The organism is Asaia sp. VD9 (assembly GCF_037150015.1).
GTDB lineage: Bacteria > Pseudomonadota > Alphaproteobacteria > Acetobacterales > Acetobacteraceae > Asaia.
The window spans coordinates 25,614-38,841 of record NZ_JBBCQM010000014.1 but is presented as its reverse complement, the minus strand read 5'-3'; the positions used below and the strand labels follow the sequence as shown (position 1 = coordinate 38,841).

10 protein-coding genes are annotated in these 13,228 nt (G+C 59.3%); 5 read left to right on the top strand and 5 right to left on the bottom strand.

From position 1 onward, the window contains the following. Positions 1 to 538: 538 nt before the first annotated feature. Entirely contained in the window at positions 539 to 1,726 is a 1,188-nt protein-coding gene (locus WFJ47_RS14510) for an outer membrane beta-barrel protein (protein WP_336763982.1), read from the top strand. A 110-nt stretch (positions 1,727 to 1,836) separates the two neighbouring features. Here WFJ47_RS14510 and WFJ47_RS14505 read toward each other — a convergent pair whose 3' ends face one another. Next, positions 1,837 to 2,883 carry a low specificity L-threonine aldolase gene (locus WFJ47_RS14505; RefSeq protein ID WP_336763917.1) on the bottom strand — a complete coding sequence of 349 codons (1,047 nt, stop codon included), beginning with the start codon at positions 2,881 to 2,883 and terminating at the stop codon, positions 1,837 to 1,839. A 77-nt stretch (positions 2,884 to 2,960) separates the two neighbouring features. Between WFJ47_RS14505 and folD the strand changes: the two genes are divergently transcribed. Continuing rightward, positions 2,961 to 3,857 carry a bifunctional methylenetetrahydrofolate dehydrogenase/methenyltetrahydrofolate cyclohydrolase FolD gene (gene folD, locus WFJ47_RS14500; RefSeq protein WP_127101631.1) on the top strand — a complete coding sequence of 299 codons (897 nt, stop codon included), beginning with the start codon at positions 2,961 to 2,963 and terminating at the stop codon, positions 3,855 to 3,857. Beyond that, complete coding sequence (locus WFJ47_RS14495; protein ID WP_336763915.1) at positions 3,854 to 4,612, top strand: methylenetetrahydrofolate reductase; 759 nt, start codon at positions 3,854 to 3,856, stop codon at positions 4,610 to 4,612. The genes folD and WFJ47_RS14495 overlap by 4 nt, the downstream gene beginning before the upstream one ends. Positions 4,613 to 4,624: 12 nt before the next feature. On the opposite strand, the gene WFJ47_RS14490 is transcribed toward WFJ47_RS14495, so the two are convergent. Together WFJ47_RS14490 and WFJ47_RS14485 are read right to left on the bottom strand one after the other, a co-directional pair. After that, complete coding sequence (locus WFJ47_RS14490; RefSeq protein WP_127101635.1) at positions 4,625 to 5,716, bottom strand: putative zinc-binding metallopeptidase; 1,092 nt, start codon at positions 5,714 to 5,716, stop codon at positions 4,625 to 4,627. A 41-nt stretch (positions 5,717 to 5,757) separates the two neighbouring features. Beyond that, the gene (locus tag WFJ47_RS14485; RefSeq protein WP_127101637.1) at positions 5,758 to 6,609 is read right to left on the bottom strand and encodes a transglutaminase family protein; all 852 of its coding nucleotides are present in this window, start codon (positions 6,607 to 6,609) and stop codon (positions 5,758 to 5,760) included. 331 nt (positions 6,610 to 6,940) lie between these two features. On the opposite strand from WFJ47_RS14485, the gene WFJ47_RS14480 reads away from it, so the two are divergent. Next, on the top strand, positions 6,941 to 8,407 hold the full coding sequence (locus WFJ47_RS14480; protein WP_127101639.1) for a circularly permuted type 2 ATP-grasp protein: 1,467 nt from the start codon (positions 6,941 to 6,943) through the stop codon (positions 8,405 to 8,407). Then, positions 8,404 to 9,435, top strand: coding sequence for an alpha-E domain-containing protein (locus WFJ47_RS14475; protein WP_233582216.1), 1,032 nt, complete (start codon positions 8,404 to 8,406; stop codon positions 9,433 to 9,435). Before WFJ47_RS14480 ends, WFJ47_RS14475 begins: the two co-directional genes overlap by 4 nt. Positions 9,436 to 9,524: 89 nt before the next feature. Here the strand turns inward: WFJ47_RS14475 and WFJ47_RS14470 are convergent, their stop codons facing one another. Then, positions 9,525 to 10,727 (bottom strand): heparan-alpha-glucosaminide N-acetyltransferase domain-containing protein, encoded by a 1,203-nt coding sequence (locus WFJ47_RS14470; RefSeq protein WP_336763911.1) that lies wholly within the window; start codon positions 10,725 to 10,727, stop codon positions 9,525 to 9,527. Between the two features lie 2 nt (positions 10,728 to 10,729). Next, positions 10,730 to 13,162 (bottom strand): TonB-dependent receptor domain-containing protein, encoded by a 2,433-nt coding sequence (locus WFJ47_RS14465; RefSeq protein WP_336763909.1) that lies wholly within the window; start codon positions 13,160 to 13,162, stop codon positions 10,730 to 10,732. Between the last annotated feature and the right edge of the window lie 66 nt (positions 13,163 to 13,228).

Below are 13,228 nucleotides of genomic sequence, written 5' to 3'. Positions count from 1 at the left end.
GCATGATACGAAATGATCAGCACGCCAATCACGTTTCCCGGACAGGATAGGGTCGGGAGGCCCGTATCGAGGATCGGATGAGGAGGTCTGCGCTTGCAAGGCACGCCGATGCCGGCCCGAGAGTCAGGACCGCGCCATCATCATTCCGATCAAATAACGATGTCACATTTTGTCATGATATCGAGAGCAAAGCCTGGCTATCATCACGAGGTTCCGGATTTGCGCGAGAAAATCGTGTCTTGCACCGCGTTTTCCTCCCGATACTGGAAGAGATCGGGACCCTGACGGCTGTCATCCCCTCATGTTACAGCACTGTCATCTGAAAACCACAGTTAAGAACAAATTCTGTTGCCTTGTTGATACAATTATCATTCCAAAATAAAACGATCTTGTTGGATCGACGATACTCCCATGAAGGGCCGATTAGTCCCCCGGGAGCTTACTATAGGGATGGGTTATGAACCTGCTTCGCCAAGTTTCGCGCCATTTCCGCAAAACCGTTGCGGCCGGAGCGCTCACGCTTCTGGCCACGACTGCCATGCAGGAAACTGCCCATGCCCAGATTGCTGTCTTCAAATCGGCAGAGAGCCCGTGGCTGAAGGATATCGTCCTGACCGGGCTGATCGAGGGGGGCATCACCGCCAATCCTGCGCGTCCCGATAATGGCATCAATTTTGGCAACTTCCTTGGGGATCACGCCAACCAGGCCCAGCTCAACCAGCTCAGCCTGACACTGACCAAGCCGATCGATCCGACCAAATCCACCTATCAGGTCGGCTTTACCATTCAGGGGCTCTATGGCTCCGATGCGCGCTATTATCACCTGCTTGGCGTGTCCAACCGGGCTATCGGCGATCGCTACCAGTTGATCCCGGCGCAGGCCCATGTGGATGTCCATGCGCCGCTTCTGACCCCTGGCGGGATCGACATGCAGGCCGGCATCCTGCAGGCCCCCATGGGCGTCGAGGTTCTCGACCCGACGGCGCGCCCCTTCTACACCTTGGCTTATACTTCCCAGTATTCCGTACCCTTCGAGCATCTTGGCGCCATGTTCCACTGGCACATCACCAAGATGTTCGATTTCAACTTCGGCATCGATACCGGCAACCAGACCACCTTCGGCGGTAATGACAACAACAATGCCGCAGCCGGATATTTCGGCTTCAACGTGAACGGCCTCGCAGACGGCAAGCTGAACATCGTCGAATTGTCACGCGTCGGCCCGGAAAACGGCGTGGGCGCGCTGGGGCCGATCGCCAACACGGCGCAGCGCTTCTGGAACGATATCGCCGCCTATTACACCCCGACAGACAAGCTGAGCCTGACGGGTGAGTTCAATTTCCTGCATGACAACGGTCTCCACGCGGAGACCTGGAGCGTGGTCACCTTTGCAGGTTACAAGATCACGCCCAGCCTGACCTTCAACTATCGTGGCGAACTCTATCGCGACAGCACGGGTCTGTTCGTCGTGAGCTTCCTGAACAACCAGGCCTATATGAACGCCTTCAAGGGCGGCTATGCGCCTGCCGAATCCGCTCCGGCCACGACCTATGGTGCGCTTACCCTCGGCGTGACCTACAAGCCCGACCTTGGTCATGGCGTGCGCGTGTTCGCACTCCGTCCCGAGATCCGCTTCGACCGCTCGCTCAATGGCACCACCCCCTTCAATGATGGACGCAACAGCGGCGTCTTCACCTTCGGTGGCGATGCCATGATCGGCTTCTGAATCGTCTGCGCCTTACAGGGCAGCCGGTTTTCCGACCAAAAAAGGCGCGGTCCCGATGGGTCCGCGCCTTTTTCTGTTTCTCTCCTGCCTGACAACCCAGCTGGACGTATTCAGAGCGCTGCGAGAAAGTCATCCACATCGGCGGTTTCCGTGGCCCAGCAGGTCACGAGACGGATAAGCACGCCGTCAATTCCGGGCGGCGTCGACCAGCGATAAAAGCCGAAACCCTGCGCTTCCAGGTCTGCAACGCTGCGCTCTGGAAGGACGACAAAGACCTCGTTCCCCTGCACATCGAAGGGAAGTGAGGCTGCGGGGTGGCGTTGCAGCCCATGGGCCAGTCTCTGCGCCATGGTGTTGGCGTGCCCCGCATTGCGCAGCCACAGATCATCTGTGAGCAAGGCATGAAGCTGGGCGCTGAGATAGCGCTGCTTGGACCAGAGATGACCGCTGCGCTTGACGCGGCGCAGGAAATTCTTTGCCAGATCCTCGCGGAAAATCATCACGGCCTCTGCCGCCATGGCCCCATTCTTGGTGCCTCCGAAACTGATCATATCGAACCCTGCTCGCCAGCTGACATCGGCAGGACGGCAGCCCAGCGCGGCCACGGCATTGCCTAGACGCGCTCCGTCGAGATGGGTGGCGAGCCCCGCTTCACGCGCGCGATCGGTCAGAGCCCTGAGATGATCGAGCGTATAGACCGTTCCCCACTCCGTGCTCTGGGTCAAAGACAGGGTCTGAGCAGGACTCGTATGCACACCATGGCCGATATTCGCGCGCAGGGCGCGGTCAAGATCAGATGGCACCATGCGCCCATCGGCGGAGGGTATCGGCAGGAGCTTGGCGCCATGCATGAAGAATTCGGGCGCGCCCCCCTCGTCATTGGCGATATGGGCACTCTGATCGCAGATCACGGCGCCGAAGGGATCGGTCGCGGTCGACAGGGCCAGGCTGTTTGCTGCCGTGCCCGTGGCTACCGGAAATACCCAGACATCGCGTTCAAACACGTCGCCCGCCAGAGCCCTCAGCTGCGCGGTCCCATCATCTTCTCCATAAGCAGCTGCCGATCCGTGATTGATCCGCTCCAGAGCCTCCATCACCGCCGGGCAGGCTGGCGCAATATTGTCACTGGCGAAGTTCTTGCGTATTGCCTCGGTCACGTCCGTTCCTCACTTCGTTTACAGGCCCGTCAGCAGGTCGTAACCGGCATTGGCCCCCTGCAACAGGAATCACCCTCATGAAACACGATCCAGCGCTGACAGGAAAGCTCATCGACGGCAAGGCTATCGCCCGCCGCCTGACGGACCGCGTCAAGGCCGAGGCCGAGACGCTGCGTGAACGGACGGGCAAGATTCCGGGACTGGCCGTGGTTCTTGTGGGTAATGACCCAGCCAGCGAGGTCTATGTCAAGAACAAGGCCATCCAGACCCATCGCGCGGGCATGCGGTCCTTCATGCACATGCTGCCCGAGACGACGGAACAGGACGAACTGATCGAGCTGATCGCCCGGCTGAATGCCGATCCGCAGATCCATGGCATTCTCGTGCAGCTCCCTCTCCCTCCCCAGCTCGACCCGATTGTCGTCACCAACGCCATCGCCCCACACAAGGATGTGGATGGGTTGGGTGAGGTAAATGCCGGGCGCCTGAGCCTTGGCATTGACGGGCTCGTTCCCTGCACACCGCTCGGGTGCCTCATGCTGCTTCAGGAAACCCTGCCCGCGCTGCGCGGCCTGCATGCCGTCATCATCGGTGCGTCCAATCTGGTGGGCAAACCCATGGCCCAACTCCTTCTGCGCGAAGGCTGCACGGTGTCGGTCGGGCATATCGATACGAAAGACGCGCGCAGTCTCGCGCGTGAAGGCGATATTCTCGTGGTCGCAACCGGCAAGAACGGCCTTGTACGCGGCGACTGGATCAAGCCTGGGGCCACGGTCATCGATGTCGGGATCACACGCATCGCGACGGCAGATGGCAAGACCCGTCTCGTCGGGGATGTCGCCTTCGATGAAGCAGCTCCCATTGCCGGCCATATCACCCCTGTACCGGGCGGTGTCGGCCCCATGACCATTGCCTGCCTGCTGCACAACACGCTTCAGGCCGCTCGGATTGCCCTGGACGCGCAGCCCCGATGACACGACCCTCGAGCCGCGTCGCGATCGAACTGATCCCCCGCGACGCACAAAGCCTCAATGCCGATCTGGACCAGGTGAAAAACCTCGTCCCCGGTGTGACCACCATCAATCTGCCCGATCTTCTGCGCCTGCCCCTGCGCTCATGGGATGGGGCAGCTCTGGCGCATCGCCAAGGCTTTGCCGCGATCCCGCACATACGCGCCACGGACATCGCCCCGACTGCCCCCCTGCCCTGCGCCGAGCAGGAGGACATCCGAGAAATTCTGGTCATTGCGGGCGACCCCCCTCCCGATGACAGCCATCCGAGTTGGCCCAACAGCTCGGCTCAGATCATCGCCCGCTATCAGCGCGAGGCTCCACATCTCAAGGTCTACGCGGCCTTTGATCCCTATCGACGGGCGCCTTGGCAGGAACTGGACGATATCAAGCAAAAGCGAGACGCAGGTGCGGCCGGGTTCTTTACTCAGCCACTCTTCGACGAGCGCTTTTTCGAGCTTAGCGCCTCATGGCTCGAAAATGATGTGGTGTTCTGGGGACTTTCTCCGGTGATTGGCCCCAAGGCACGTGGCTATTGGGAACGCGTGAACCACGTGGTCTTCCCCAGGGACTTCGAGCCCAGCCTTGACGCAAACATTGCTTTTGCCCGTGCGATCCTGACGGAAATTCGCGCGCGCGGGGACAATGCCTATCTCATGCCCCTGCGCGTGGCGCTTGACGCCTATCTCGCGCCGTTGGCCGATCTCCTGAACACCTGAGCAGCACGCCCCTCAAGGGGCGTTCGCCGCCTGGGTCTCGCGAATCACGTCATGAATGAAGCCCAGCTTTTCCCTGATGCTGCTGGTCAGTACAAAGGGATAGAAATCCTGTAGCCCCATCGAGCGATTAAGGCTGTTAACCGCCATGCTGAGCGGCAGCCACGCATTCATGATCTCGTCGAAACCAAGCGTCAGATACGGATCCCCCCCTATGGCTGGAGCCGAGAACTCCGGCGCGGTTGGTGTCAGCGGGGCAATGACGATCCCATAAAGCCAGGCCGTTTCGAGCGTGGAGACAATATGGAGGTAATGCGCCCAGGTTTCGGCGAAATCCTCCCAAGGGTGAGACGCCGCATAGACGCTTACGTGATGCGCCTGCCAGTCCTCGGGCGGCGGTCCCGCATAATGCGCCTTGAGTGCCTCCTGATAATCCTGGCGATCATCACCGAACACCGCGCGGCATCGCTCGATCCTGCCGCCATCCCGTATCAGAAGATTCCAGTAATAATGTCCGATTTCATGACGGAAATGGCCAAGAAGCGTTCGGTAATATTCGCCCATCTCGACCCGCAGGCGCTCACGCTGCGCATCATCCGCCTCGCGTATGGCCAGAGTGATCAGACCATCGCTATGCCCCGTCATGACCGGGGCTGACCCGTCTGGCGCGTCTTCAAGAAAATCGAAAGCAAGCCCGTTTTCCGGGTCCTGCAGACGGCTTACGATGGGTAGTCTGAGTCTGATCAGGGCGTGGAAGAGCCGGTGCTTGGCGATTTCAATCTTGCGCCAGCGTTCCAGATTCCTGGGGTCAGCCAGATCAGGGATCGTGCGATTGAACTGACACGCGTAGCAGAGCGGTCCACGCGCCGATTCCTCCGGGCTGAGAAGCCAGTTACAGGCGTCATGGGCATGATTGGCGCAATAGCGATGCGGCACGCTCTCGAAGCCCGGCTCCATGGGGAGCCACAAATCGGGCTCCTGGCCCGGATTGAGCGCCGTCAGATCGGCAACCTTGTGCAGATAGCCCACAGCGTGGTGGCAAGACTCGCAGCGCGTGTTTTCGAAGAACAGGGGCTGGGCGCAGCATTCGCAGGAAAAGAGTTTCACGGATCGATCATCCCGGTGGCGATACCAGCCGGAACCCGTCGTCAGGGTTTTGGTTCCCTGTGAAGATAATGCGCCTGCATCAGAACATCGAATTCGGCATCGCACCGGTCGAGCAATCCCGAGACAGGTGCTGCGGCATCCGGCGTATCCGAGGCCGCGAGCGGTATGTGATTTTGCGCGGTGATCAACCCTGATGTCGTGTCGAACCCAACCCAGCCCTGATCCGGAACCCAGATCTCGGCCCAGGCATGCAGATCGCAGGTCAGTCGATCAGGATCCACCTGCAAGGCCGAAGGCTCGACGAGATAGCCCGACACGAAACGCGCAGCGTACCCCAGATGGCGCGCCAGAGCGATGAGGAGCCAGGCGCTGTCGCGACAGGATCCGGCCTCACGCGCCAGGGTTTCACCCGGTGCCCAGACGCCGGGCTCCATGCGCCGCATGTAGTGCAGTCTGGTCGCGATACGGCGCGCGAGCGTGGTCAGACGTGCAAGATGCGTCCCCACGGGAGAGGGGTCATCTGCCTGGAGGAAAGCGGTCAGCACATTCGCCTCGACCACGGGGCGCCGATAGGTCGGGTCGAGGGGTTCTGCTGCGCCCCCTCCGGGTGACAAGGCAGGCAACGGGTCATAAGGCGCTAGGTCGACAATCATGCTGACATCGACCACGAATTCGGACATGCGCTCCGAAAAGATCACCTGAGACACGAGATTGTCATGACTGTCCTGCCCCCAGGTCAGCCCGGCGTGACTGGGACCGATCGAGAGGGCGTAGGTCGTGATCGCGTTGCGCATACGCAAGGGTGGCCGCAGACGAATCGTCTGGGGGCCGAGCGAGACCATACGGTCATAACGATAGGTTGTGCGGTGATTGAGCAGGATCGGCCTGCTCATGGCCGTCCCTGCCCCCCGAGGCACGATCTCATGACGTGGACTTCCCAACTCCTTCTGCTCGGCAAGAGCAAACCCATGACGACAAGCCCCCTCACCCGATCAGGATCATGGGGCCCAGCCCTCGTGCAGGTCAGCACACGACGACATGGCAACCATATCGCCCGAACGCGGTTTTTGCACGACTGGTCTTGTGAGTCCTTCGGGCCTCACGATGATTTCTGCCCCGCCGTTTTATATCTTGGCAAGCTCCGGAGTTTGGTAGTTTAATAATAATCCGTAACGTTTCGGACCAGGATACATCACGTCATTCCGAACCAGAAGGTGAGAAAATATGGCGTCTGACGCCTCGCCAATTCAGGAAGCCGGTATTTTTTCAACCTATGACAGGCCACAGTTTTACTGTGAACTGATGAATCGGGGCGATGAATTGCCAGAGGCATTACGGGAGGTGCAGGAAAGACTGTCCCATCTCTCTCTCAAGGACCTGCGCGATCGCACCGCCGATGCAGAGAGTCAACTCTGGCGGCTTGGGATTACCTTCACGGTCTATACCGAGCGACAGGCGATCGATCGCATCCTGCCTTTCGACATGATCCCCCGCCTGCTGACTGCCGAGGAATGGGCTTTCGTCGAACGTGGCGTGCAGCAGCGCGTCAAGGCGATCAACCTTTTTCTGTGGGACATCTATCACGACCGTCGCATCCTTGATGACGGGATCATTCCGTCGGATCTCGTGCTCAAGAACGCCAATTATTGCGAAGCAATGATCGGTGTCGACGTTCCTGGCGGTGTCTATGTGCATATCAACGGCACTGACCTGATACGGGATCGCTCCGGTCGGTTTCTGGTGCTCGAGGATAATGCCCGCACCCCGTCAGGCGTGTCCTATGTGATCGAGAACAGACACATGATGCTACGGCTCATGCCTGATCTGGCCTCGGGCATCGCCCTGCGCTCCGTGGACGATTACGGTGTGCGCCTGCATCGTGCCCTGTGCGACGTTGCCCCTGCGGGTATTGTCGATCCCCAGGTGGTTCTTCTCTCACCGGGCATCTATAATTCCGCGTACTTCGAGCATGTATTTCTTGCCCGTGAGATGGGCGTTCCTCTTGTCGAGGGGCGCGATCTGGTCGTTGAAAATCATCACGTTTATATGCGCACCGTCGCAGGATTGCGACCGGTTCACTCGATCTATCGACGAATCGACGATGCCTTTCTCGATCCTCTCGCCTTCAATCCCGAAAGCCTTCTCGGCGTCCCTGGGCTGGTGGATGCCTATTGCCGGGGCAATGTGACACTGGCCAATGCGTTGGGCACGGGTGTTGCGGATGACAAGGCTGTCTATGCCTACATGCCGCGCATCATCCGATATTACCTGGGTGAGGATCCCATTCTGGACAGTGTCGAGACGCATATCTGCGCCGAGCCAGAAGGACTGGCCCATACGCTGGATAATCTGGGCAATCTGGTTGTAAAGCCGGTGGGCGATTCAGGTGGATACGGCCTGATCATCGGCCCCCATGCCAGCGCGGACGAACTCGAGGCTTTTCGTGAGAAACTGATCGAGAACCCGGCCAATTACATCAGCCAGCCTGTCATCGACCTTTCCGTTGTGCCTACGCTTTGTCCTGCCGGGGTAGAAGCCCGTCACGTAGATCTGAGGCCTTTCGCCGTCACAGGGGCCTCGACCTGGGTTCTGCCGGGCGGCCTGTCCCGTGTGGCGCTGCGCAAGGGCTCTCTGGTTGTCAACTCGTCACAAGGCGGCGGGTCCAAGGATACATGGGTGATGTCCGCATGACACGTTTTTCGCCCCCGCTGCACGGGATGCTCCCCGACCTCAACACGCTGCTCTCGCGCTATGCCGAGAACATGATGTGGCTCGCGCGCTATATGGAGCGCATCGAAAACCTGGCGCGTGTTCTGGAGGTGACAGAAGCCTTCGTGCGAGGACCGGATGGCAGGCCCGTCTGGGACACGATCGTGCAGATCAACTCGGATGAGCAGCGTTTTCGCGAATGCTATCCCAACCCGCGTGAAGACGATTACCTGCGCTTTTACATCACTGACTGCTCCAATCCGGGATCGATCAAGTCCATGGCGCATTTCGTACGCGAGAACGCCCGTTCGGCACGTCCCCTGATCTCGACCGAAATGTGGATGCAGCTCAATGTCTTCACACGCTGGATGCTCGATCTGAGTGACGCCGATATCAGGCGCACCGGCCTTTCAGCGCTATGCAACCGGATCAAGCTCGATTGCCAGTCTCATAGTGGCATCACCTCTGGAACGCTGTATCGGGACCAGGCATGGTTGTTCTATCTCCTGGGTCGACATCTGGAGCAGAGCGACCAGATCACCCGGCTGATCGATACGCGCTATCATACGCTTTTGCCTAACGCCGCTGAGGTCGGCTCCGAGATCGACATGGCGCAATGGGCGTCGGTTCTGCGTTCGGCCGCGGCCTATCACGCCTTTCGCAGGCTCAAGCCCGTCACCACCACCCCGGCAAATGTGGTCGGCTTCCTGCTCAAGAACGAAGGCTTTCCGCGTTCTCTCGCCCTCAATCTGCGCCATGCCGATTCAGTGCTGGGTGCGCTATCGACCCATTACAATCTGCGCCGTCAGTCCTCCCCCGTGCAGGAACGCCTCTCGGAACTGCGTGCCATGCTTGAAGACCAGACCGCGGAAGAGATCATCATTCGCGGGCTGCACGAATGCATGCATTGGATACAGGAGCAGATCGAGGCCTGTCAGAACGACCTGGCAGCTGCATACTGGCCGTCTGCGGATCCGGTGATCGAGCGCACAGCCAGCCAGTCGCAGTGACCGCCGAGGCGAGGTGGGGGCGAAAAACACACACCCGCCTGGAGGAGCTGACGCTATGCCCCGTCAGCCTCTCCGCACGAGACGCTTTTTCAGAGCCTGATGACAATCTTTCGGTGCCAGAGCCAATAGCTCGGGATGAAACAGACCGCGACATAGGCAACCGCATAGATCAGAGAGGCTCCATCGCTGGCAGGAGCCGGACCGAACAGATTTTCGTAGAGCCAGCTCCCGGCGGGAAGGGTAGCGGCAGCCGACCAGTGCCAGCCCATTACGATGGCAAGGATTTCAGAGAACAGATACGCCACGATCGGGTTCGCGCCGAAGACCACCCCGACACGCACCATGCCGCGCAGTGCCGTATTGCCCCGCTGAGCCTGCCTCACATCGACCCAGTCATAGAGCCAGGAGAGGGCAAGCATATCGAGACCACCGCAGACCAGCACATAACTGCTCGTCCAGAGATTCTTGTTCAACGGGAAGATCAGCGACCATACAAGGCCCGTCACGAGCAATCCGCCTCCGGTAAGACGCAAAAAGCCGAGAATACGCCTTGGGTGCTCCCGCTGGTCCTGACGTATGATGATGCCCGACAGAATGCCGAGTAAAAGCGTCGCGCCGCTTGGCACCAGCGTCAGAAGGCCCTCAGGATCACGATCGCCCTCATACAGCACGCCCATGCCGGTCAGGTCATGCAGCGCCCCCATGGCCAGCCGGTCGAGCCGCGCCGCAAGATTGCCATGGGGATTCATGAAAGCAGGACCGCCCGCAGCAGCCTCCGGGAAGGCGAGCAGGAGCAGGTAATAGACCAAAACCAGCAAGGCTGCCGCAACAGACAGGCCTCGCAAACGCAACCCTGCAAGATAGAGTCCCGCCCCGAAAGCGTAGCAGACGCCCAGATGCTGCAAGACACCATAGACACGCAGATCGTGAAAACCGCCGTGACCCAGAGCGTTCAGACCTATCCCGAGCAGGACCAGAGCGACGCTGCGCTGTGCGATCTCGCGCCAGAGCCGCCAGCGTCGTTCCCCTTTCTCAAGGCGCCGCCCGAGCGCGAATGGAATGGCACAGCCCATGATGAACAAGAAGCTGGGGAAAACGAGATCCGCCAGGGTCAGACCGTTCCAGTGCGCGTGAAGCAAGGGCCAGAAGGTATGCGCCCAGTCGCCGGGGTTATTGACCAGGATCATCAGGGCAATGGCCAGACCGCGCAGGACGTCGAGTGACTCGACGCGCCCCCTGCCCAGGGCAATACCGTCGGAGGGGGATGGAGCCCCCCTATACCGCTCGCGCATGCTCAGAACCCGCTCGATACAGTGGCGTAGACACCGAAGGGCGCGCCGATAAGATAGATGGGCGATGAACCCGGCACTACGACCCCGCTCCGGCTGAGCGTGTCACGCGCATTCGCCGTCGTGCTACCGGCCATGGCAAGATAATGATTCCCCCCCAGATTGGTGAAATTGATCTGTATCTGCGGATGCTTCGCAGGGCCGATGGATGACAGGCGATAGCCGAGCGTCAGATCGGAAGTCACATATCCGGGGATATGCTCGTCATTCATGAAGGTCGTGTACTGGCCGCCCGTGTAGCGCAGGTTGAAATTCCCGAAGAAATGCCCCTGATCATATTGCAGGCCGACGGCCCCGGTGAATTTGGGGGAGCCAACCGCAATCTTGCCCCGTGTGGGCAGCACCTGCCCGCTCACCGCGAAGTCGTTATCCATGGTGGAGTGCAGATACTGGCCCGACAGATAGGGACTGAAATGATGCCAGGGCCTCAGGCCGAATTCTCCCTGGATACCCCGTGAGGTCTGTCCGCCCGCATTGATCGGCAGCGCAACAACAAGGGTCGAGCCCGGAATATACCCGGAGGACGAGATGTTGTGATTGGTCATGTTGAGATTGAACGCAGCGATCGAGAAATTCCAGAACCCGAAATGACGGTACCCGATCTCCTCGCTGATCGTATATTCGGGCTTCAGATTACCAACGGCCGAGATCTGCCCGGCATTGGGGTCATAGTCCGGCACGTAAGCCTCGGTCGAAACAGGCGCGCGAAACGCCGTCGTGCCATTGATATAGACCTGATTATGCGGATCGATGTGATAGGTGGCGTAGAACTGGGGCAATGGCTCGAAATAATTGCCACCGCTTTTCCAGGGGCTCGCTCCTGGCACGTTATTCGTCCCTTCGCGTTGCAGCATGACGGCCTTGAACCCAGCGCTGAGTTCGAGCTTCCCGTGAAGCAGCTTGAGCGTATCCGCAAGATAGAGCGCATTCTGCTGCTGCCAGAAATTGAGATTATCGCCGCTCAGAATGTCGCCATTGGCAAAACGGATGGGATCATAGCCATATCCCCCTACCCTCCTGCCTGCATAATCGAGCAACAGGAACTGATAGCGCTCCTCATGGCTCGTATAGGAATACCACCAGCCAAATGTGAGACTGTTATTGCCGTGCGTCCATTTGAGCGCTGTGTTGACCGCGCCCATACGCTGCTCCCAGGGATCGCGTAGAACCGTGCTCAGCATATTGTTGGTCTGATACGGAAGGTTGAGCGCCTCATAGGAAGACGTGCCCATTCCATAAGGGACATTCCCGAAATACCCACCCGAAACGGGGATATTCTCTCCACCATCGGAGGGTCCCCATTGCTTGATGAAATAGGGTGTCGTGGTCAGTTCCAGTTCATGGGACAGGCGAAAATGCGCGGGCAGGATCACATTGATCATATTGTTGTTCTGCCGCGACAACCCATAATAAGTCACGTCGCCGGGGGTGTACTGCCCCGACAGGTTGTAATTATATCCGTATTGTTTCCACTGGGCCAAGGTCGGCGCAAGCGTTCCGTTATTGAATTGCTGGGTAAAGGCGAAGACTGCCTTGACGCTATTACCGTCACCCCACTCCTTTACCCATTTGGAATCAACGTGGTAACGTTCCTGCCGCCCGGGTCCTCGCCAGTTATTGGTGGATGTATGCGAGAACGACGCAAAACCGCGTATGCCGGAATGTCCGATATCTCCCGTATTGAGACGCAGGAACTCCTTGTTGCCGCTATGGGTACCTCCCATCCCCTCGATAAACCCACCCGCCTTGTGAGAGGGATCGATCTCGAAGGCCGCAATCTGACCGCCTGCTGCGTTTATCAGCGGCGCATCGATATCAGGCGAACCTTGGGACACGGTAAGCGATCCGAGATTTTCGCTGTCGACAAGAGTGGCCGTAGAGATTCCGTAGTTAATAGGATCCGCCTCAGGCGCGCCCTCGAAGAGAAAGCCAACCTGGCTTTGCGTCAGGCCGCGCATGGTCATCATGTCGCCTGCCGCCATTCCCAACGGATCCACTTTGGCTGATACGACCCCCGGCAAGCTCGCCATGAGGTTGACGATAGAGGTTGAGGGCGTCTGCTTGGCGATATAGTCACGCGTGACACCGCTTTGCGAACGCGGGGCCGTCTCGCGGGGCATGAGTCCGCCCCCCGGCGTGGTATTCGTGACCCCATCAGCCGTTTTCATGCCCCCATGCACCGCGATTTCCTCGGGCAGAGCGGCCATATTCGTTACCGAGCCAACACGATCCGGTTGCCTCTCACCCCTATGATGGCCACTGGCCGGTTTTTCTGCCGGGACCGTACGGGCCCAGAGACGCGCTGCGCATGAATCGGTGACAGCGCATGAGAGCAGGGTCGCTGCGAACAGCCGATATCGCCAAGGAAAGCTTACCATGAGGCGCTCCAGGTCACTCACCCGAGCGAAGCCCGGAGATCGTTTACATTTCGTTATGAAATGACC